This is a genomic window from Formosa undariae (genome assembly GCF_042427615.1).
In the GTDB taxonomy this organism is placed as follows: domain Bacteria; phylum Bacteroidota; class Bacteroidia; order Flavobacteriales; family Flavobacteriaceae; genus Formosa; species Formosa undariae.
In genome coordinates, this window is record NZ_JBHMEZ010000012.1 from 455,715 (window position 1) to 480,139 (window position 24,425).

The 24,425-nt window shown below is 35.9% G+C and carries 11 protein-coding genes; all 11 read right to left on the bottom strand.

The genetic code is table 11. The features are described from left to right. Nucleotides 1–1,198: 1,198 nt before the first annotated feature. The 11 genes from ACFFVB_RS13030 to ACFFVB_RS13080 all read right to left on the bottom strand — a co-directional run bounded on the left by ACFFVB_RS13030 (nucleotide 1,199) and on the right by ACFFVB_RS13080 (nucleotide 24,366). Nucleotides 1,199–2,788: a solute:sodium symporter family transporter gene (locus tag ACFFVB_RS13030; protein ID WP_382383388.1), complete on the bottom strand. Its 1,590-nt coding sequence runs from the start codon at nucleotides 2,786–2,788 to the stop codon at nucleotides 1,199–1,201. 91 nt (nucleotides 2,789–2,879) lie between these two features. Beyond that, nucleotides 2,880–3,758 (bottom strand): inositol oxygenase family protein, encoded by an 879-nt coding sequence (locus ACFFVB_RS13035; protein WP_382383389.1) that lies wholly within the window; start codon nucleotides 3,756–3,758, stop codon nucleotides 2,880–2,882. Between the two features lie 121 nt (nucleotides 3,759–3,879). Further along, a complete protein-coding gene (locus ACFFVB_RS13040; RefSeq protein WP_382383391.1) occupies nucleotides 3,880–7,851 on the bottom strand; it encodes a hybrid sensor histidine kinase/response regulator transcription factor in 3,972 nt (1,323 codons plus the stop codon). Nucleotides 7,852–7,926: 75 nt separating this feature from the next. Then, the gene (locus ACFFVB_RS13045; RefSeq protein WP_382383392.1) at nucleotides 7,927–9,765 is read right to left on the bottom strand and encodes a metallophosphoesterase; all 1,839 of its coding nucleotides are present in this window, start codon (nucleotides 9,763–9,765) and stop codon (nucleotides 7,927–7,929) included. A 13-nt stretch (nucleotides 9,766–9,778) separates the two neighbouring features. Then, nucleotides 9,779–12,751 (bottom strand): glycosyl hydrolase 115 family protein, encoded by a 2,973-nt coding sequence (locus ACFFVB_RS13050; protein WP_382383394.1) that lies wholly within the window; start codon nucleotides 12,749–12,751, stop codon nucleotides 9,779–9,781. Between the two features lie 4 nt (nucleotides 12,752–12,755). Continuing rightward, entirely contained in the window at nucleotides 12,756–14,522 is a 1,767-nt protein-coding gene (locus ACFFVB_RS13055) for a Ca2+-dependent phosphoinositide-specific phospholipase C (RefSeq protein ID WP_382383395.1), read from the bottom strand. 90 nt (nucleotides 14,523–14,612) lie between these two features. After that, the gene (locus tag ACFFVB_RS13060; protein WP_382383397.1) at nucleotides 14,613–17,171 is read right to left on the bottom strand and encodes a glycoside hydrolase family 3 protein; all 2,559 of its coding nucleotides are present in this window, start codon (nucleotides 17,169–17,171) and stop codon (nucleotides 14,613–14,615) included. A 28-nt stretch (nucleotides 17,172–17,199) separates the two neighbouring features. After that, complete coding sequence (locus ACFFVB_RS13065; protein ID WP_382383399.1) at nucleotides 17,200–18,618, bottom strand: alpha-L-fucosidase; 1,419 nt, start codon at nucleotides 18,616–18,618, stop codon at nucleotides 17,200–17,202. Between the two features lie 35 nt (nucleotides 18,619–18,653). After that, complete coding sequence (locus tag ACFFVB_RS13070) at nucleotides 18,654–19,955, bottom strand: alpha-L-fucosidase (RefSeq protein WP_382383400.1); 1,302 nt, start codon at nucleotides 19,953–19,955, stop codon at nucleotides 18,654–18,656. Between the two features lie 5 nt (nucleotides 19,956–19,960). Continuing rightward, the gene (locus tag ACFFVB_RS13075; protein ID WP_382383402.1) at nucleotides 19,961–22,294 is read right to left on the bottom strand and encodes a GH92 family glycosyl hydrolase; all 2,334 of its coding nucleotides are present in this window, start codon (nucleotides 22,292–22,294) and stop codon (nucleotides 19,961–19,963) included. 11 nt (nucleotides 22,295–22,305) lie between these two features. Then, a complete protein-coding gene (locus ACFFVB_RS13080; protein WP_382383403.1) occupies nucleotides 22,306–24,366 on the bottom strand; it encodes a glycosyl hydrolase 115 family protein in 2,061 nt (686 codons plus the stop codon). Nucleotides 24,367–24,425: the final 59 nt, after the last annotated feature.

Sequence of the window (24,425 nt, forward strand, 5' to 3'; positions counted from 1 at the left end):
GGTATAGCGTGCTTATACCGTGTTTATAACATGCTTATAGTATGGAACATATATACATAAAGATACATATTAATGACTTATATTTGGTAAAAGCAGTCACAAAAACGCCATAGTTAAATAAAACCCAACATTTCACAACACACTAACACACTGCGAATTAACACAAAACAACGAAGATAAATCACCATGAACCTTCACGCTTTTTTATAAAAAACACTCCGAATACACCATACACCTGCTAAACGATCTAGAGCATCGCATTCCGATAAACATTTTTGAAACAGAAGTAGCTTTGTTTTTTGGTACTGTTGGTTTTGAACATTAATCGGTCTATGAGTGGTGTCGAGAAGTGTATAGTTAATTGGAACTCCAAAATTGTTACGTAAAATACATGTTCCTTTTAAAATACAGGAGACATAATATCATACATTTTAGTTCTCGACTCCGCTCGAACACCCTAATAAATATTCCGTCTTTATATCGGTCTTCAAGCATTAATGAAGAAGCATAGTAAGATTCTGACGAAACTAGCAAACGCAGCTTGTCGAGAAGCACTTAGTTAATTGGAACTCCAAAATTGTTACGTAAATTACATGTTCCTTTTAAAATGCAGGAGACATAATATCATACATTTTAGTTCTCGACTCCGCTCGAACACCCTAATAAATATTCCGTCTTTATATCGGTCTTCAAGCATTAATGAAGAAGCATAGTAAGATTCTGACGAAGCTAGCAAACGCAGTTTGTTGAGAAGCACTTAGTAAATTGGAACCCAATAATTGTTACGTAAATTGCATGTTCTTTTTAAAATGCAGGAAATATTATATCATATATCTAAGTTCTCGACTCCGCTCGAACACCCTGATACATATGACGTTTTATTATTCTCGGCTAGTAAGCTTATAGGAATCGGTCTTCGAACATTAGTGAGGAAGAATAATAAGATTCTGACGAAGCAAGCAAACGCAGTTTATCGAGAAGCATACATTAACCAAAATAAATCACCAAGAACCTTCACGCTTTTATAAAAATATAACAGGAATACACCATACACTTGCGAAACGATTTAGAACACCGCATTCCGTTAAACAGCTTTAAAGACGAAGCAGTCACTTTGTTTTGTTTCAAATTATAACCTGACCTTTAACAAATGATACTTAAAGTTTTACGGTACGCAATTATATCTTAAACAGATAATTTATTGTGGTTGCCCGATCCACCCGAGCCATATATAAATCAATACCGTAACCACACATAATAAAATGGACATCGCTTTGGCATATCGCCAGGGTTTCATTTCAAGAATTTGTAAGTCTTTAATTTCAAATGCTTTATTCGCAGGATAGAAATGCGAAACAATAAGCATGACTGCAAGGTTTAATAGAAATTCGATACCCCAAATATGTACGAAGTGAATATCAACTTTAAAAACAAATGTGCATAAAATATAAAACGTCAGGCCAACAATTAACGCCGCTTTTGCACCTGTGGCAGATACGTTCTTTAAAAAGAATCCTGCTAACATAATAGACGCTATTGGAATAAAAAAGATGCCGTTTAATTGTTGTAATAATTGATATAATCCGTCGGGAGCATTAGCGACCATCGGAGCAACCATGATGGCAAAAAGGGCTAAAATAGTAGATGTCAATTTACCAACCCTCACCAACTTAGAATCACCGCTACGTTTCCCAAAATGTCTTTTGTAAATATCGATAGTAAATATGGTAGCTGCACTATTTAAAACGCTATTAAAGGTACTCAATACAGCGCCCATGACTATTGCAGCAAAAATCCCTACTAGCCCAACTGGCAATACTTTTTTAATCAATTCGGGATAAATCATGTCTTGATTTTCATAAAGTGAATCGCCATAATAATAAAACGCAATCACTCCAGGGAGTATGATAATAATGGGTACCACTATTTTTAAAACGCCTGTAAACAGTAACCCTTTCTGAGCTTCAACTAAGTTTTTTGCTCCAAGTGCCCGTTGAATAATCGTTTGGTTCATACACCAAAAATATAATTGATTAATGATTAAGCCTGTAAACAACACTTCAAAAGGCAAAACAGAATCTTTGGCGCCTATAACATTAAACTTTTCTGGTGCATGGTTATACACTTTTATCAACCCCGATAAAGGATTTCCATCGCCTATGCTCACCAATGCAATTAAAGGAATGGCAAGTCCTCCTATTAATAATCCATAACCGTTTATTGTATCGGATACTGCTACGGCTTTCAGTCCTCCAAATATGGCATATACCGATCCTAATAATCCAACCACCACCACTGTAATCCAAAGTCCTCTATCTTTTGAGACCTCTAAAACCTCCGACACATTAAAAATACTTTCTAAATTAATGGCACCTGTATACAAGACTATAGGCAATAACGTAACCACAAAAGACACCATTAAAAACAAGGCTACTAAGGTTCTTGTTGTGCTGTCGAATCGTTCTTCAAGAAATTGAGGGATGGTAGTTAATCCCATCTTTAAATATTTTGGAACAAAATAAATGGCTGCAATAACTAAGGCTAATGCCGAAGTCACTTCCCATGCAATAATGATGAATCCGTTTTTATACGAAGACCCATTCATACCAATTAAATGCTCTGTCGAAATGTTTGTTAGCAACATAGAACCGGCAATCACAACACCCGTAAGACTTCTTCCTCCTAGAAAATAACCGTCTTTTGAATTCAAATTTTCATTCCTTAATTTATACCAAGAATAAAAAGCGACAAAGGCAATAAAAGCAAAAAAAGTTAGAACAGTATACATAGTGTTTTTATGATTTTTATAGGCAATAAAAAACCTGTAGAAACGATTTCACACCTTTCCTACAGGTTAAATTAGTTTAGATTAAATGAGTTTAAAACTTTAATTTTTCAGGTAAATATTTCGCAACTAAACCTTTGTAGTAAGGTAATAGTTCTTCTACATTTGGTGCTACGGGTGCTTTGGAATACAAGTCGTATGGATTAAATGCTTGTACCCACTTAAACATCTCGACATCTTTATCATTCATTAAATGGCGATAATCATTTTCTCTGTGTTGCGCGTAAAAGGAATGGTAACGAATCATGTACAATGCAGGTTCTGGCAAATAATCTTTCATGATTTGATATAAATATTCGTCGTGCCCCCAACTCATTTTCACCTGATCTAAACCACAGTTTGGCTCGTATATTCCATATTTCGTATTAAACCGCGCGTTGGTATAATCGGGGTTTTCTTTAAAGAATTCTGAATACACTATGGTATCGGAATAGGCGCAGCCTACAGGAAACGTATCTCCTACTACAGCCCATTGGGGTTCACCAAATAAGCATAACACTTTTCCTAAATCGTGAATAAATCCAGTAAGGACAAACCAATCGGGATGACCATCGGCTCTTATCGCTTCCGAGGTTTGTAAAAGGTGCTGTAATTGATCTAAATCGATATCTGGATCGCTATCGTCTACCAAGGTGTTTAAGAAATCGACAGCTTCCCAAATAGACATTTCTTTTCTATCAAACTTTAAGAAATCAGCTTCTTTTTCACAAACAAAATCATAAGTTTGGTATAAGTGATTTATGCGATAGAATTCTTTAACCGTGTCTAAGCGTTCTGAGTCGACATAGTTTCTAAAGGCTTCTTTTTCCTTTTTATCTTCTGTGGGATCTGGATACCGTTCTAATAAATTATCTTCCCAATCATCGACATTATCCATTGGATTTTGCTGATGTTTATCTAATGATTCTTTCATCTCTTTTAGTTTATCTAAATACGAACAACTAAACTATAGTTTGCGCGATGCAACTAAATGGATTTTTAAATCAAAAACATGGAGAAAACAGACATCCCCATGTCTCACTAAGGAATACGGACTATTTTAACAATTTACTTGGCGGAAAACCAAATTGTTTCTTAAAGCATCTACTAAAATATAACGGATCGTTAAAACCAACGAGACTGGTGACCTCCGATACATTGTGCCTTTTCGTTTTTAAAAGTACAGCGGACTTCTTTAAACGCATGGTTCTTATAAATTCGTTTGGCGCCAAATCGGTTAACTCCTTTACTTTTCTATATAATTTTGAAGAACTCATGCCTAACTCACTACACAGAAAACTTGTGGTTAAGTCCACATTATTTAGATTGTCTTCTATAAGTCTAGTGATGTTTTCCATTAAATCTTTATCGATAGGAGAATGCGTCAACAAACTCACCTCACTCTCGACTTCTCCAGAAAACTTAGCTTTTAGATCTAAGCGGGTTTTTATAACATTTGCAATCACCGTTTTTAGTAATGATGGATCAAAAGGTTTTACCAAATACCCATCTGCGCCTAAATCGTAGCCTTTTACTTTATCTTCATTTTCAGATAGTGCAGTAAGTAAAATCACAGGAATATGACTTATAAATTCATCGTTCTTTAACTCGTTACAAAATTCGAGTCCGCTCATAATAGGCATCATAACATCTGCCACACATAGAATGGGTTTTATTTGACGACAAATCTGAAGTCCTTCTTCTCCATTTTCGGCTTCGTACACTTTATAGAAATCAGATAAATACTCTATTAAATACTTTCTAAGCTCTAAATTATCCTCAATAACTAATATCTTCTCTTTTATATCGGTATTAGTTGTAATCTTTTTTACGGCTTTATAATCTGGTATTTCTTGTGCGTCGTCACTCGATGTTTCGATTTCAAAAACCTCATCTTTATCGTAAAGGTCTCTAATTACAGGAATCTCTACAGTAAACACACTCCCCTTTCCAGGCTCACTATACACACTAATAGTTCCTTTATGCAACTCGACTAAAGCTTTTACCAAAGATAATCCGATACCAGAACCGGTGTTATTTTCTTTACTATTTGTGGCTTGGTAGAATCTGGTAAATATTTTTTCTTGACTTCTTAAAGGAATTCCAATACCATCGTCGCTAACCTCTATAATTAAATAATCTTCCTTGCCTTCTTTCAGCTTTACATACAACTCCACATGCCCATATTTGTTTGTAAACTTAATGGCATTAGACAATAAATTGTATAAAATTTTATCGTATTTATCCCTGTCTATCCACCCGGATAATGCTTCATCTTCGGTATTAAAATTTAATTGAATTTGTTTATTATAGGCGAACTCTTTAAAGGAGTCAAATGTGTTTCTCGTATATAAAATAACGTCTGTTTTAGACACTTTTAGCTTCAATTCTCCGGTTTGCGCTTTTCTGAAATCTAACACTTGATTGACTAGATTTAGAAGTCTACTTGCATTTTTATGTATCAGATTGTATTTGCTTCTTTGGTATTCTGTACTGCTATGCTCACCTTCTTCCATAAGTTGCTTTACAGGACCTAATATAAGCGTTAAAGGTGTTCTTAGTTCATGAGATATGTTTGTAAAAAAACGAAGCTTCTCATTGTTTAACTTAATATCTCGCTCTCTGTTTACTTTTTCTGTGACCAACTCTTGTTTTAAACGAATACGGTTTTTAATTTCATTTCTTAAAATATAAGACACTAAAAACAGCAATAATACGAATAAACCCAGTGCTTGATACGTTAACCAAAATGGCGGATTTACTTTTATAGCATAAGCCACCTCGTCGCTCCAAAGTCCGTCGCTATTACTAGATTTTATTCTGAACACATAATCGCCAGGAAACAAATTGGTATACTGTACATTTCTAGAATTACTGCTTGTAGCTACCCAATTTTCATCGAAGCCTTCTAGCTTATATTCAAACTTGTTTAACTTTTCGTTTGCATAAGATGGGGACGAGAACTGCAACGAGAAATTCCTGTTTTTATAATTAAGCTCGACGTTCTTAGATTCGTTAAAATCTACTCGTAAAGGCACTTCGTCATTAATCTCTAACCCTGGTGTTATTTCTTCATTCTGAATTTTAAACTCGGTAATAATAGGCTCTGGCGCTATACTATTTTCCTTAATGTTATAAGGTGAAAAATGAATCACACCATTTTTACCTCCCAGATATATATTAGAATTTTCAAAAACATAGAAACCACTTGAGCTAAAAACATCTAATCGGTTTCCGCTGTTAACATGATACACATTGTAGTCTTTCAAATTCTTTCTAAGCCTTGCAATACTATTATTATTCATATTTAGCCACAAATCTCCATTAGTATCCGTAACCATATCTGTGACCCATTTTCCAGCAAGCGCTTTGGGTTCTTTAACCGCTACAAAATTATTAGTATTGGTATCAAAAAAGGCAATTCCATTTCGGGTGGCAGCCCAAAGTTTCCCTTCATGGTCAAATGTAATATCACTCACATTATTATGTGGCAGCCCCGTCTTTGTTAAGGTAGAGGTTTTATAAACCACCATAGATTTCGAATCTATTTTGTACTGTATTACACCTGTTTCTGTAGCAAACCAAAATATATTATTCGTCTCCTTTAAAATTTCGTTTATTTCATACCCTTTTAATAATGTGCCTGTTGTGGTATTTAACTCCAAAGTACGCGTATTTAATGCGGTTGCACCTTCCCCAAAAGACCCTAACATGATGTGATCTTCGCCCATGTTTTCGAAGGCGAATACCGGCGATTTCTCGAAACCTACATCTATAACTTGAGAGGTGTTTTTTAAGTAATCGTAAATCATTAATTCCCCATTCCACAACCCGCAATAAAAAACGTTACCGTCTATAGAATAAATACTCGCTATATCGCTTTGGTTATTATAAAGCGGTAAAAACCGATCACCATCTGAAATAAACAAACCGTTATGCCTTGTAGCAACAATAGTTTCCTGATTATAGGTTTTAGAAAACCCTCTAATTCTTGGCACTTGATTCCCTATAGAACGAGAAATATCTTTATTAATATTGAATTGATTTCCGTACGGATCGTATTTATCTAAACCGTCTTCTGTACCAATCCAAAGCACCCCTGAATTATCAAAATATAAAGCGGAAACTAGATTATCTACTATTGAAGTATCATCAGATAAAACCGAATAATACCATTTAAAATCGCCGTGTTGAATATCCTCTAACTGATCGCAAACAATAAGACCGCCCAAAGTCCCCAACCAATATTTACCATCCGGCGCTTGTGCAATCGATAAAAAGTATGGCCCTAAATTCCCTCTAGTCTCGTTATTTTCGATGTAGAGATTTTCAAAACGGTTTAATGTTTTATTTAGTTTGTAAAGGCCTTCTCTAGTACCCGCAAAAATATCGGACTTGCCATCTTGATATATAAAATTCAGGTATGGGTTTTTATCTTTAGAATGGGGTATATCTAGCGTATAGGTATACACTTGATCAACATCTCCTTTCTGATTTAATGAGATTCTAGCAACAGACGCGCTATCGTAACTACCAATCCAAATGGACCCATTTTTATCTTCAAAAATCTCTTTGACATAGCTAAAACCTTCGATATTTATTTTTTCGAATCTTTCTTCTTCTAAAAAGAATAAATAAAGTCCAGCCGTTTTAGTTCCCACCCAAACGCGTTTGTTTTTATCTATAAATACTGACCTAATTTCCTCATCCTGCAAACTATTCCCATCTTCTGGGTTTGGCAGAAACGTGGTAAACTCATGCGTATCTGTTTTATATAACGTCAGTCCTTTTCTTGTACCTATCCAAAGATTATTAGATTCTTCATCAAACTCTAAAGCCGTAATATCGTCATGCTGAATTTTACTCCCGCCTTCTTGATCGCTAGAATAGGTTTTAAATTCATAGCCATCAAACCGATTAAGCCCTGAAAAGGTTCCTATCCATAAAAAACCATGTTTATCTTGTACAATGTGACGTATTGAATTATGAGACAACCCGCCATTATCATTGTAATGCTCAAATTTCACACTCTGGGATTGAGCGCAAAAAAAAGTCATGAAGAATAAGATGGTAATACTAAAATGTAGTCTCATTAAATACAATTATGATTTTATTGTTTCTATGGTATTGGTGCTTAGATTTATTTTAAAATGATCTGAAGGCTTTCCATGCCTTGTCTTTCTAAAAATCTTAGACCATAATTGATAGAACGGGTCTTCTGAGTTTATTAATTGATTGCAAACGAACTCGTATTGTTTTAAGCGATTTTCACCAATATCTGTTATCGCCAATGCATCTGCACTATGCAATCTATAAAAATCATAAATCATATCAAAACCAGTCCAAGATTCAAAATCTTTTAAAGATAATTCTTCTGAAATTAATTCTTTAGATATCTCGTCTTGATTAAACTCATTTATTAATAATAAATCTTTTCCCGAAGAATTAATCAAGGATTCAGAGACTGATTTCGGCCAATCTTTTGGTAGAAATCTTAGGCGTACCAATTCTTTTAAATGCCATGCAGAAAACGCTTTATAATCTTTAGCCTTTAAAATATCCTTGTTCCAAATTGAAGCAGATTCCTGTTCCTTTAAATAATCATACTCTTGTTGGTATAATGAAAACAAACTATTGAATTCTGGAACAGCATCAATAACCACCGTTTCAACTTCAAATTCAGTATTATTTTTAATCGATAGAATTTTATAGGCAGGCATATAAGCCGCTAAAGACGGACTTTGAATATTAAATAATGCATGCCCTTTTGTACTCGTTCTAACTCCTGTATCGTTTATATGCATGTGCCCTCCAAAATGAATTTGAATCCCTGCATCTGCAAAGGTTTCGGCAACGTCTTCCTTAGGCACACGATGTAATTGCATTTTATCGGCTCCAAAGAAGTGCTTCATATCTTCGGAAGCATCATCGTTAAAATCGACCATCGGATAATGACTAAAAGCAATCAATATTTTCCCGTTTTGCTTTGCTTGTGCTGCTACGTTTTTTACCCAAGCGATTAAATGACTTTTCTGTAAAAGCACATTATTATACCCGATACTTGCTCCAGAAAAATCTTTCGGATTATTTGAAGTTTCAGATAATTCTGTATTCGGAACATATACATTCGCATCGATAGCCAATAACCAAACGCCGTCTGTAGGCTCTACTAAATAACTCGCATCGGGATGAAAATTATGCGCACCAACCGGATACACCCTTTTACTTAACTCCGATTGTTCCTGAGCTTTTTCTAAGGAATAATTGTTATAATTATAGGTTGAAAAAGGGGTTTCCCAATACAGGTATTTCTTCTGTGGATAGAAACCAAACGCAGACATTTCATTTAAAATCTCATCGTATCCCCATTTTTTAATTTCTGAAGTTATAATGGGCTTCAATTGGCCACTGACCTCAGCTTTTAAATTTTCTGATGAACTGACAATGATTTGTTCTTGACCACCTTCACCTAAAAAATCGGTTTTACCCGCTTCTTGAACAAACGGTCTTACAGGGTCATGATTTCCTGTGGTCGCAAAAAATAAAATGCCATATTTAGCCGTATACGCATCTAATATTTTACGCAGCCCTTTTACATGTATTGGTTGACCATCGTCACTAAAATCGCCCGGAAGCGCAACATATTTTATGCCTCTGGCTGCGATATCATCTAGGGCCGCTAAAAACGCAAAGTAATTCTCATTAAAAAGTCGTGTAGATGTTAATTGCGCCTGCATGGTTCGGATATTCACAAATGTGCCGGTTTCAGGGTTTTTTATTCCTTTGTAATCCGCATCTTCAAAATGGGCATAAATATCCTGAAAATGGGCATCGGCAATAAAAGCAATCTCTACGGTCTTAAATTCTGGTTGTAGTTTCTTGGCACAAGAGACCATTGTAAGCAGAACGCATAGCAGTATAAATTGGTTTTGAAATCTCATAGGGTAATGCTCATTATTCTTTTAAAGTTTGTTTCGGGAAACTATAACTCTGTTTCCACCCACCCAAATCTATTAAAACTTGGTCTAATATAACACCTGGATCTACCATCCAAATTTTCAAAGTATGTTTCCCGGCTTTATTCACGATTTGGTTTACAGACTGTACAGAAGCATTTTTAAGTACATTTTCTTTCCAGGCTTCACTGCGTCCAGAAGTTTGAAAATCAACAATTACCGGTTCTGCATCATCAATAGCAACGGCACAGCGCACTCCTATTCCGGCATGTGGTGCATGGGTTGGCACTGCTTGTAAATTTACGGCAACTTCTCCAAAATTAAAGGTATAAAAATCGTATTCTAAAACAGGACTCTTGGTTTTTATTTCATCTGCTTTTAAAATTGGAGTGGCATTTCTCGGCAAGGCAGTAATCACCTTATTGGTATACCCCATGCCTTCAAAAATCTCCCAATGTGCTTCTAGCCCCTCTTTTTTACGTGTATAATGTTCTGCATTAATGGATACAAATCCTTTATCTTCGACAAAACCTTTATAGCCTTTTAAAGCTTCTAATTTAGGATTAAAAACAGATATTCCGATAGTTGTTGTTTTGCCATCCGACATAAAATCGATACCACTATTTACTTTATAACTTGGCGGAATCAACTGAAAATCGTGACCTAAAGGTGCTTCTTTCTTATTTTCACCTTTCGGAACTTTATCCCAATCTATGGTGACCCAAATTCGTTTTTCTCCTTTTCCCGAGCTAGTATTCAGTATTCCTTTACTTTCTGATAATTTTATCCATTCGGCTTTAGGTTTTGCTTCCCAATTCACCATGCCTTCTCCATTTACAAACACATCGATAAAATAGCTGCTATTGGTGTAGCTATTAAAAACAGGCAATACATCGGCATAACTATTAATCACATCTTGATTCACCTCCATTTGATACCCTTCTAATGCCAAGCCTAAACTCGCCTTATTTTCGGTATTTACATATGCTAACGATGGTTGTGCGAACACAGGTAAAAAACGTGGCGACATGGTCATGATATGATTCCATTTTCCGTTTTTTAACGTCGTATTGTAATAATCGGTTTCTTTTTCTATTCTTAAGTAAGATTCTTTTGAAAGCTTTCCGAAATAATTAGCACTTTCCCGATTCTGCTTAGCCGTAAATTTATTCTTAAAACTATACAACCACTTTTGATTTAATTTTGAAGCGCCAATAACTGGATAATACACCAGTTGATAAAACGCATCCTTTCTATTTTCAGGTATGGCATTATATAAATCCTCAGTCGTTTCAACTAAGCTTTGGTAACTGTTAATCCGAGTCGAAACCTCATCGTTATAATGAAACTGCGTTAATTCTGTTTCGCCTTCTTTGGTTACGGGTTCCACTTGACTCCAAGCCATAAACTCAGGTCTTCTAATATATGCCAAACGATTATTTTCGAACATCAGCGCGGTGATGTCTTTAGCTGAAGTAGCTCCAAATTCTCGTGCAGACCAATCCATCATATGATTTTTTACGGCTGTACTTTTATCGAAATCACTCATATCCCAAGCCATATCTAAAAACAACTCAATATTGTATTCGTGTGGTTTGATATCTCCACAATTCAAAATCCAAATATCTTTAGATTGAAACGTGTAGGCTTTCGACATTTCTTCCCACATTAATACGGGATTTGTAGAATTTAACCACAAGTAATCGTGAGGTCTTCCCCAATACGATGTATGATAATACACGCCGGCGCCACCTGCGCGTTTTTGCTCTTCGGGATTACTTAATTGACGGATATACCCATAATTATCGTCCGTCCAAACTAATGTTATATCTTCTGGTAATTTCAATCCGCTTTGGTAATATTTCAGCACTTCTTTATAAGGCACAAAGGCCTGCGGAATAGTATTCGGATTCTTTTTGGTTTCCGATTTTAGAATACTACGTTGGTCGGTAATTACTTGCTCTAAAAGTTGTACTTGAGAATCGGTATCGTCTTCACCAACTATCATAGGCGAATCGTGTTCTCCACGCATACCTGTAGTATAAATCCCTTCAAAATCAGCCGTCTCTTTTACACGCTTTTTGAAGAAATTCTTAATAGTTTCAGCATTCGTATCGTATCGATATTCTCCCATCGTAGCATGTTTCCATTCGGTGTTGAAATTACTCAGCATCGGTTCTGCATGCGAAGTTCCAACCACAATGGCATAATCATCGGCTACCAATTTGTTATTTGGATACGAATAAAAGGGTTTAGTGCTTGAGTGCATCGCGGGCCAAATAGTATTGGCGCGTAATCGCAATAGCAATTCAAATACTTTGGCATACGTTTTTGGACCAATATCACCTGTTTCTGGCTCGAAATTTAAAGCTGCCCAACGTTGTAATCCCCAATCTTCATCATTTAAAAATACACCGCGATATTTCACCGATGGACTTTTAGACACCTTATTTTCAACAGCAATTTTTATGCTTTCACGTTTATCTGGCGTGACATCTGCCCACCATTCCCATGGCGAAACGCCCATCATTCTAGAAAGTTCTAAAATCCCATATGCAGTTCCTCTTCTATCACTTCCAACCACAACTAAAGCTTTATCAACGCCTTTTATAGGATTCTCTACCACCTGAATGGCATAGCGCTCCCACTGATCTTTAAACTGCGAAACATCAATTTTACCTTTGGAAATTAAGGCATCAATCCAACTGTTTCCACCAATCGTTCCTGCTAGAATAATTTGAGAATCATTCGTTTTTTTGGTGTTGACTGAAATCTTTTTATTTGAAATATTGAAGACATCTTTCGTGAAAATTTCCGCAGCAATCTGCACGACTTTCGCATCGTTCTTATCTATTAAAATAGAAGTCGACACATCTCCATCCACAATTATAAATTCTGAGATAGTAGATTTTTGAGCGTTTAAGACTATAACCTGAGAACAGATTACTAGTAAAAGTATTTTTTTAAGCATAATGCTATTTTTTTATTTTTTCGTAAGTACCATCTTCAAAAATCACTTTAAATTGAGATTCAAATAAAGTAGATGGAATATAATAATCGGTTGAAATCACTTGAGCACCGGATGCCTCCGCCTTTTCAAACCGTTCATAAGAATTTGTGCGCGCCTCTTTAGTCCCTGCATCGGCTCGGGTTCTTACCATATAGCCTTTTGAGACCAAATCGTGTATGTAATCGAAATTTTTAATCGGATCGTTCACAATTCTAAATGCCGATTCAGGATTTCCTTCTGTGCTATTCACAAATAAAACGCGGTTTTTTAATGATGGATGATCTTCTAAATAACGATTTATCTTATCCTCTTTTTCATCTAGAACAAATAAAAAATGACCTTTTACCGTATCTAAATCTGGCCATCCTTTGGTTAAAATGGCGTCTTCCAAAGTTTCATATTCACCACGAACTAAATCCGGAGTAATCAATTTATCTTCACTAAAAACGGATCTAATTTCTTTATCAATTTCATTTAAAGCCTCTGTTGTAAAAGGCAGTGGATCCCGTGTGTTTTTCACTTTTTGATCTTTGGAGTTTATAAGGATAATAACAGGAAGATGGTTTGTATTTTTATCCGACCACGCTTTCATGGCCTGTAAACCGTCCTTAAACAGTAAATGATGACTTCTAAAATCGACATCTTGAACATGAAAAAGCTTTAATCCTGGAGTTTGTAATTTATTCTCTTCATCGTAAGGCAAAGGGGTTTTAAGTTTTAATTTCACCCAACTTAAACCTTGTGGTTTTGAAAAATGACCGCCTTTAGGGTCGTAAAACACATCCAATTCTAAATTACGTAAACCTAAATTTAATTGATCTTTCAGAGAGATATGTTCATATTGTAAACTTTGGGCCGTCTTTGAATCCATTACATTTATAATGTTCCATAACGGTGGTTCTATGGCAATTTTATATGAATTATGACTTCCAATCACCTGAATATCATTTAACTTTTTTGGATTTAAAGTTTTTTCAAGCCATATTTCCGCAAGTCCTGGCCATGTTTCGGCCGCTATATTTCCTTTTCGCAATCCGTAACCATGTCCGCCTTCTGGCAACATATGATATTCTACAGCCGTATTATTATCTCGTAACGCTTGAGCCATCACGACACTACTATTTCCATAATTATCATCGGTTGTTCCAAAAATAAAAAATGGAGGTGTGTTTGTATTTAATTTTAATTCTGGACTTAAACTTTTATGGTCGCCTTTATCCAAATAAGCGGGATAAATAAGCATAGTGAAATCTGGACGACTAGAAACCTCATCGGCTCCATCTACGTAAGCATAAGATATTTTCTGATAGTTAGTGGTAATATTAGCAGACAAATGTCCGCCAGCAGAAAAGCCCATCACCCCAACTTTTCGCGGATCTAAATTATAATCGGTCGCTTTGCTACGTACCAAACGCATCGCTCTTTGTGCATCTTGCAAAGCCCCTGCTCTATTATTTGGTACACGATATTCTAATACAAAAGCCGTATAGCCCAAACTATTTAGCCATTCGGCAACCTCTGTTCCTTCCTTATCAAACGCTAATATATTATAAGCACCACCTGGACACACTATAATTCCGGCTTTAGAACGGTTAGGTTTTTCAGGTTTGAATACCGTTAACATAGGATTAGTAACGTTTGTTAATCTAATCACATTACCACTGGTATTCTCTGATTGCTCGGCAGCATGTTTTGGCCCTGTTTGGTTTGGAACTTTATCCGGCCATAACATGAGAGTATCTCTAGTTTGTGCCGAAAGAGAACATGTAAAAAGAAAACTGATAATCAATAAAGTGAACTTCATAATAAAATTAGATCAGGGTTATTTTAAATGTATACTTTTTTGCTGCTTGATATCTTGAGACGATGCACCAATCATAAATTGATACTCGCCATTCGCAAAAGCCCATTCTTTAGTATCTACATCCCAAAATTGTAAATCTTTTTTTGAAACTTCAAATTCCACCTTAACTGATTCTCCTTTAGGTAAAAATTCTCTTTTAAAACCGACTAACTTTTTCAAAGGTCTTTTAATTGATGAATTAGGAGCTTTAAAATATAACTGAGCCACTTCATCTCCATCATAATTTCCAATATTTTCAACGGTTGTCGAGACGATTAAAACATCACCTTCCTCTTTTATTTTCATGCCTTTATACTCAAATTCAGAATAACTTAAACCATAACCAAACGGATAAAGTGCTTCTCCTTCAAAATACATATAGGTTCTACCGTTCGAAACCTCGTAATCGTCCATGGGAGGTAAATCGGATATTGATTTATAAAAAGTAAACGGTAATCTTCCTGCTGGATTGTAGTCCCCAAATAGGACATCGGCAATGGCTTTACCTCCAGATTCCCCAGGATACCAAGCGTCTACAATCGCAGGAATATGACTATCCATCCAGTTAATAGCCAATGAACTTCCTGCGACCAAAACAACTATAACATTCTTGTTTTCGGCATAAATCTCTTTCAAATAATGAACTTGATCTTCAGGTAATTCTAAATCTGTCCGATCTCGACCTTCTTTCTCAATAGACTTATTAATGCCCATAACGGCAATCACATAATCACTTGCCCGGGCAACCGCTTTATCTTCCGCATATAAATCATTTGTTAACGTTGGCACTTCCCATAATAACTGGCAAATAGCATCGCCACCATTATCAAAATACTCTAATTTAATAGCGTATTTTTTACCAGCTTCCATCGCTATTTCAACTTGATCGGTCGTCATTCCGCGATTATGCCATGCATCTACAACTAGTTCGTTATTTAACCACAACCGAACCCCATCATCCGAATTAACCCCAATTTTGTAAGCTCCCGAAAAATTAGGCGTAATGTAGCCCGTCCATCTTATAGATTTATGTCTGTAATTGGTGTACGGATCTGGCGGGTTGTTTACAGGATCGAAATTCACCACCTTATCTACACGTGTTTGCGGCATACCTTCTAGGAATTTATCATCAAAATATTCTCCGTATAAGCCGGTTTCATCATTATGATCGTTACGTAAATTTTCGGCTTCAATGAGGTTTAAATTTCTCGCGGCCGTTTTCCATTTCACATAAGTGACTTCAGCTTTATCACCAACTTTTTCCTTAATCCCTTCCAACGGCGAGATGGGTTTAATAACCGGCAATCCGCTGTAATCTCCAAAAACAACCTGATTGGCATTAAAACCAACCACTGCTATTTTTTTAATCGTATTTACATCTAAAGGCAAAATATTATTTTTATTTTTAAGAAGCACAATGGATTCTCTTGAAGCCTCTAACGCTAAATCTTGATGCTTTTTTGAACCTATAACATCTGGTGAAATTTTCGTATATGGATTGTTTTCTGTGCTATCGAAAATCCCTAATTTAAAACGTGCGGTTAACACTCTCGCCGTTGCTTTATCTATATTTTCTTTAGAGACTAAACCTTTTTTATAAGCCGCAAGTAGATGATTTGCATAAATATCATTCCCACATTCTAAGTCCAAACCAGCTTCTAATGCTGCTTTTGCAGCTTGCTCTTTGGTATCTACATATTTATGCGATTTCACTAAATATGTTGGCGCTCCACAATCGCTTACCACATAGCCTTTAAAACCCCACTCGTCTCTTAGAACCGTATTTAACAACCAATTATTTGCCGTGCTCGGCACACCATTAATAGCGTTGTAAGCACTCATTATAGATTGTGCATTACCGTCTTGAACGGTTGCTTTGTAGGCTGGAAAATAATATTCTCGTAATGCGCTTTCTGAAATATTAGCATTATAAGCAAACCGATTATCCTCTTGATTATTAGCCACAAAATGTTTGGGCGTAGACACTACTTTTAAATAGTTCTCGTCATTCCCTTGTAAACCTTTCACAAAAGAAACACCTATTTTACTGGTTAAATAAGGATCTTCACCATACGTTTCTGGTGTTCTTCCCCAACGCGGATCTCTAGCCATATTAATCGTAGGCGACCAAAAGGTTAGCAAATCGCTGTACACATTTTTTTGATCTTTACCTTGGTTATAAAAGTTCCATTTTGCTCGCGCTTCATCTGAAATAGCCGAAGACACCTTATAAATTAAATCGGGATTCCAAGTCGCCGCTAAAGCTACAGCCTGTGGAAACACGGTGAAGCGTCCACCTTTTACAACACCATGTAAAGCTTCGTTACCATGGTAATATTTTTCGACCTCTAAACGCGGAATTGCTTCTGCGGTAGACACAAGCATTGATACTTTTTCTTCAACCGTTAACCGCTCTAACAAATCTTGAACACGCGTTTCAATGGGCAATTCTTGATTTTGAAACGTATATTTGGTTTGCGAGAAACCTAAAATAGGCATGACTAACAACGCAAATATGATAACTTTTCTTAACACCATTTGATATATGAAATTATATTAATGTTGATTATTCTAATTCAATTTTAAATCCTGTAATTGGTAGTTCTGTAGTATTATACACAGGTAGTTCTAGCTTTAAGCCGTCTTTATTTTGTTTCCATGTTACTTCTTCTGACGAATTCAATCGGCTTATCGATTTAATTACTGTTTCTTTTTGAGCTGACAATGCTTTTATTAGAACATTGTTTTCTGTAGGACTACATACATACGCGTATATAAATCCATCTTTAATCGTGAATCGAACCTCAGGAAATATCTCTTTAGAGGTTTCGTCTTTTAGGTTATCCTTCATGGTGTTCTCTTCCTTTGAAGTATTCTTTTTTTGATTGCTTTTAGAACCTTCTACTAAGCGTTCTCCTTGAACAGTCCAAGGTTTAGAACCGTAAATACCTTCAGAATTTTGCTTAATCCACACGCCCATTTCTGCCAAGCGTTCTTGAGCTAAATCTGTAATTTCTCCTTTTGCAGTTGGCCCATTATTCAATAATAAATTCCCACCTTTACTTACTATTTCTAATAACTGACGCGTCATTAATTCTGACGATTTATAAATGGTATCATACTCAATATACCCCCAGTTTTTCCCCATGGTAATGCATGCTTCCCAAGGTTCAACCTCTAGACCTTCAACAATTTCTTGCTCTGTAACCTTATAATCGCCAAAACCATGTTTAATACGACTATTGATGATACAATCTGGCTGAATGCCAAGTATCAACTCTCTTAATTCTTTACTTTCTTCTGGACTAATTAATTCTGGTGTATCGAACCAAATCACATCAATTTTACCATATTGGGTAAGTAACTCTTTTATTTGTGGTTTCACCTTTCTTTCAAAATAGCGACTAAACACTTTTATATCTTCATCTGGATAATCTACCAAATTACTTCGTCCACCTTTATGGGGCCAATTTGTAGCCACATCTGGATCTTCCCAATCGCGACCTAAAGAGTAATAAAACCCGAATTTCATATCGTGTTTATGGCAAGCTGCAACCAATTCCGTCATGGGATCTTTGGCGTAAGGCGTTCTGGTTTTAATATTATAATCGTTGGATGGTGAATCGAACATGGCAAAACCATCGTGATGTTTGGAGGTGATGATGATATATTTCATCCCTGCCGCTTTAGCAGTAAGCACCCATTTTTCGGCATCGTAATTAACCGGATTAAAATCGTCGGCAATAGTAGCATACTCTTTTAAAGATATTTTTTCATGAATCATGAAATGCTCATTCCCTTTTGCCACGTGCCCATCCCAATATCCAGCAGTTTGAGAATATAGGCCCCAATGCATAAACATACCAAATTTGGCATCTTTCCACCACTCCATTTTATCTGATGATTGCGCGAAAGCATTGCTCATAAAAATAAGTAGAAAGCCTAAACTGCAATAAAAATGTCTTCGGGATCTGTTGTACTTCATTTTATACTATTTTGAAAAGTTTGCGATACTAACTATTACTTTGTAATAAATTCTATGTTCGTTAATTTCACCACCACAGGGTTTGGCCAAATTTTATCATTGTAAAGTCGTTGCGCTCTACTTATAGATATTTCAAGTAAATCTTCATGCTGAATAAATCGAGACGTTGGTGTGTTTTCTGGCCAGTATTCTACGACTAAATCGTTTTGTCCAAGTACCGAAATTGTAGTGTTTTTAGTCGACCGCATGTTTTTCAACAGAAAATTTCTTCTAAACCCTTTGAACCAATCTTCCTGCTTTGTAATAAACACATAAGCCGTATTATCGTCTTTACCTTTTGTAAACCACATTTTTCCATCTTTAACTATGGTTGGCACGGTTCTTACATTTTTAACACCTTCCCCGTTAACATACATCCATAACGCAATTTCGCGCAAACGCTCTTCTTGTTCTACAGGAATTTCACCATTTGGTTTCGGACCAATATTCATTAGAAAATTCCCGCCTTTTGCACGGATTTCAATCAGTTTTTCTATGAGTTCGGAGCCTCCTTTATAGTCTTCATTTGTAGGTTTATACTGCCACTGCGTCCCCATAGTCATACACGTTTCCCAAGGCCCTGGTAAAGCCCCATCAGGAATTTTCTGCTCTGGCGTTTTCATTTCACCTCTGGTCACTACAATATCGGGTGCAATTTTATGAACATACTGTGCCATAGGCTTAGCCTGAAAGGCATCAAAAAACATAACATCTATTGGTCCGTATTTATCAATAAGCTCTTTAACTTGAGTTTTATCGTATTCAAAAAGTGCTTTGTTAGCCGTTACTTGCGTCATTGGGCCTTTTCTAGAAATTAAATGCCCTTGCTTATGGATAAAGCTAAAATCTTCTGGAGAAAAATAGATTCCTACTTTTAAATTTTGTTTCCGTAAAGCCTGTACTAACTCTCCAACAATATCCTTTCCGTAAGGTGTATTCATGATATTGAAATCGGTTGTTTTAGTATCCCACATACAGAAACCATTATGGTGTTTCGCTGTAAAAACGACATACTCCGCTCCTGCGACTTTAAATAATCGTGCCCATTCATCTGCATCAAATTTATCGGGATAAAATGTCTTAGGAAGCTCTTCAAAATATTTATTTACATAATCCTCTGAAGCCCCAACCAAGGAATGACTAATTACACTTCCTAGTTGAGAATCGAGACTCCAATGGACAAATATCCCAAACCCCATATCCATGAAATTTTCATCTAACTCTGGCTTGTTTTTAAGTTGAGAAAAGACTGAAAACGTCGTTAGAAGAATAAGTACTATTGAAAGTTTTAATTTCATAATTATTAATGTTTCGCGTGGGTACGATTAGCCATTTCTAAAATTAACTCACCTCCATTTATAAGGTCTTGATGAGAAATATTAAAATCATAAATAGCTTTATCATTAAAACTCGCCTTATTTATATAAACATTAGAGGCACTATTATTAAGCGCTTTTATAGTGAATGTTTTATTTGGAAAGTGATCTTGATTTAACTTAATACGAACCTCATCAAATAAAGGGCTTCCTATGGTATATCTTGGATTAGTCTCTGTACCTCCATTCATTTGAAACAACCCAATTTTCATAAGTACAGAAAGACTCCCCATTAATCCTTGATCTTCATCTCCATTAAATCCTGTGGACGGGGACAAACCCGAAAAAGCCTTATTTACGACAGCGCGAGACCAATATTGAGACAGATCGCTTCGTCCCAATTCATTAAAAATAAAGGCCATTTGCACAGAAGGTTGGTTTCCATAATTTACAGGAATCCTGCTATATTCTGGATGCAATTCTTGGGCATGAGAATTTCCTGCAGTAAAATTAATTTTTTCTGCTGTTTTAAATTGTTCATTTAATTTCTCAATCGCTTTATCTTTTCCACCCATTAAATCTGCCAAACCTTCTAAATCGTGAGGAACAAACCAAGTAGATTGTGCACCATTGGATTCTATAAATCCGTTTTCTGATTGATAAGGATCGTAATCTGATTTCCAAATGCCTTCAATATTTTTAGGACGCATCCACACAATTTCGGAATCAAATACATTTTTATAATGCGTTGAACGATTCATGAAGTAATCATAATCGTCTTGATGATTTAATTTTTTAGACAATTGTGCTAGGGTCCAATCTTGATAGGCATATTCCAAAGTTAAACTGGCACCGTCTTCATGCGATCCAAAATTACCTTCAGGAATAGGATACGGTACATACCCTTTTTCTATATAATGCTTTAAGCCACCTCCAAGATTTGTGGTGTGTTCGTAACCCGATTTCCCCATAATACCATTAGGCATATGATTCTTTTTTAAAGCTTGGTAAATCGATTCTAAATCTTCTGTGATTATTCCCTTTTGAATAGCACTCACTATAAAAGGAGTCGAAGATGCACCCGTCATGACATATGTATAATTTCCTCCAGAAGGTCCGCGAGGAATTAAACCTCCGTCTTTATAATATTGTAATAAAGAATGCACAAAATCTTCCATAATGTCGGGATACACTAATCCCCAAAGCGTGTTGATAGTCCATTGTGCGCCCCAAAAAGAATCGGAATTAAAATGATTAAATTTAGGCTTTCCGTTCTCATCTAGAGGCAACTGACCTATTCTAAATTGCTCTCCAGTATTATCGGGATAAGCACCATTAGCATCGTTAATAGTACGTCTGCCTTGTAATGCATGCCATAAGTCTGTGTAAAACCTTTTCTGATCGGTTTCTGTTCCGCCTTTTATAGCGATTCGCCCTAGTAATCCATTCCATTCTGTTTTAGAATCCGAGATTACTTCGTTAAAATTCCAATGTGGTAATTCTTGTGTTATGTTATTAGAAGCATTCTCTACTGAGGTATATGAAATCCCTAATTTCATTAAAACTTTACCGTTATCACTATTAAGATTGACAAGATAATTCCCTGTGTTTTCATCGTGTTCTATTTCAGAAATATCTGAATTAAATATCGCTTTAAAGTAAACCGTTACTGGTTTAGGTCTTCTATGCGTTGGTTCCATAACCAACTTCCCTGAAAGCTCGTTCTTGTTATTTTGTTCTAAAAATCCATTAGTATTTTCACAAGGTCCTAATAGCGTATTTAGGTTAAAAAGCACAGCTGCTTTTTCGTTTTCAGGAAACGAATACTGATGAAACCCTACCCGTTTTGTACTTGTTAATTCTGATGTTATGTGATATCTATCTAATTCTACGTAATGATATCCAGGAGCTATTTTTTCTTTTTTGTGACTGAATTTTGAATAAAAATCGGTGAATATCGTTTTGCTATTTTCCTCAGACACAGTAACAGGCATCACAGACACGCCAGACATTTGCCAAGCATGAATATGGCTAAATCCTTTAATCGTATCCGTTTTGTAACGATAGCCACTTCCCCAAGAACCACCTATTTGTGTATCGGGACTTAAATTTACCATCCCAAAAGGTCTACTTGCAGATGAAAAGAAAAACCATCTTGAATTTTCAGTATCGAGTTGAGGATATACTTTTGCGCTATAATCTATAGGAGCTACATGTATATTTTCTGCAATGCTCTTATCCTGTGTATTACAAGAGACTGTTAAAAATAACGCGATTCCTAATCCTACAACTCGGCTTTTAATACGTTGACTTAGCTTCATTATTTTTCTTTTTAAAGTGCCATTTTATTTAAATTGGCTTCTATTTCTTCCAACATCTCTACAGTTGGAAATCCATTATTTTGTCTCCTGTTTTCTATAGCATACCAACCTTTCCATTTTTCATCTAAATCGCCTGACGCTCTATTTTTATATATAATTTCTAATTTCTGCTTTGCTTCTGGAAGTAAACGTCTTGCTCCTTCTAGCGCTTGTAGATTTTTAGTGTCCTCAAATTCTTTTTTTAATACTGCCATAGTGTGGAGTACCGTTTCAAATGCGATTAAATCTGAATATATAATGGTTGGCAACAGTATATATGAATGATAGAAATGGCTTTTATCTTCCCTTTTTACATATCCTTTTTTTGCTTCTTCCCTCGCTTTAAGTACGAAAGTCTTAGTCCGTGCTGTATTTTCCAAATCGCCTTCTACGCGCTTATAATCGAAAGGGATAGGTGTTTTACCAGGCCGTCTTATTGGAGCGTTTGAGAGGTAAGAAACGGCTTCACGAATTTCCCATAAATGCTCTACATACCCTTTTCTACCTTCTTGTGCTTCATGTAACAATTTCATTGAAGACACGGCATGTTTTGCTTCTTCTTTATTAAAATAACGCGCTGTCCAAGATTCATAAAATCGATCACCATCAAATGTTTCGGGGTCATAACAAAACGCACTATACGCTTCTAAATTCAGTAAGAATGGTCTGAAATTTTGTCCATTAACTAAACAAAATTTATCTGCGTTGTACGAATTGAACATCTCGTTCATAACCGATTCAACACGGTTTGGATACGGATTATGCACCGTATGATTTAACCAATACCCGGCGTGCATGTAGGTCCCAAAATCGTATCCATCGGTAGTATTTGGTAAGTGATCGAATTCACCAAAACCATGATCAGACCACAGTACTGTCCAATCGCTCGGAGGTCTAAATCCATCATTCCACATTTGCATCCCGTCCGAGTAACAGACCAAAACTTTCTGAGCTTCCGGTTTATACGCGTCTACTAATTCGCCAAAAGCAACATAAACTTCTGTAAAAACGTCTATTTTACTTTCGCCACAACTGCTTTTATATTCCCAGTCCCAAACTTGATGACGAGGTCTTAGTATGAAAATATCGGTCTTAGACAATGGTGTTTCTTCTAAATAATAGCGCCAAGCTTTTATCCAATCGTCTTTATATGTTGCCCAGCAATCTGCTTTATCTGCAGACATTGGATGAATTTGATATCCCAATGCAAAATCGATAGCGATCTTCATCCCTTTTTCGTGAGCATAATCAATCATCTTATCTACATATTCAATATCTATTTGATAGTCCGGCTTTAGTGCTTTATATTCTGGTCTGATAAAAAACTCTGGTCGCCCTAACATGTCGAACAATTGAATTGAATTGTAACGCAGTCGGACTAAGGAGTTTATTAATTGGGTATAAGATTCCCAATCGTATTCTAGTAATTTACCTCTGTAGTTAGCAAGTTCATCTACATCATTTTCAAAATAAGAAAGCTCTGGTACTTTTGGAGGTGCTATTGTTTTTGAAGAAAAACGAAACAAGTCTTCATTGTGTTTTTTTATTGGCAGCTTACCTGTCCAATATTCTAAAGGATCTACGCCTAATATTTCTTTTGAATAATCGTAAATCGCATATTGAAGTCCTTCTACATCAGACCCTGCAATAACTATAGATTTTTCACCATTAGGCAATGTTGTTTTAGCCCAAATACCGCCTCTAGATCCAGGAAATTCGCTGGACAGATTGATCGTTTTATTTAGTGCTAGTTGTTGTATTAATGAATTTGTTTCCGGTGTACCTAGAATATAGAAAACCCCTTTTTCTTTAAGTTTTTGGGCATCTAACTCTGATATAATTTGGATTTTTGTACCTAGTACTTTATTTAAATCTTGTTTTAAATCTTCTATTGTACTTAACTCCACTGGTGTTGCCAATTTACCTTTAATAAGGTATATGTTTTCAGCAGGAAATTTAGAAGCAGATAAAAGGGTAAAGGAAAAAACAAAAAGAAAAGCTAATGGCAAGTGTTTTTTTAGTAGGCTCAGCATATCATATATATTTATAGAGAGGTCTTATATGCTTAATAAAACGGGTAGATAGCTCTACC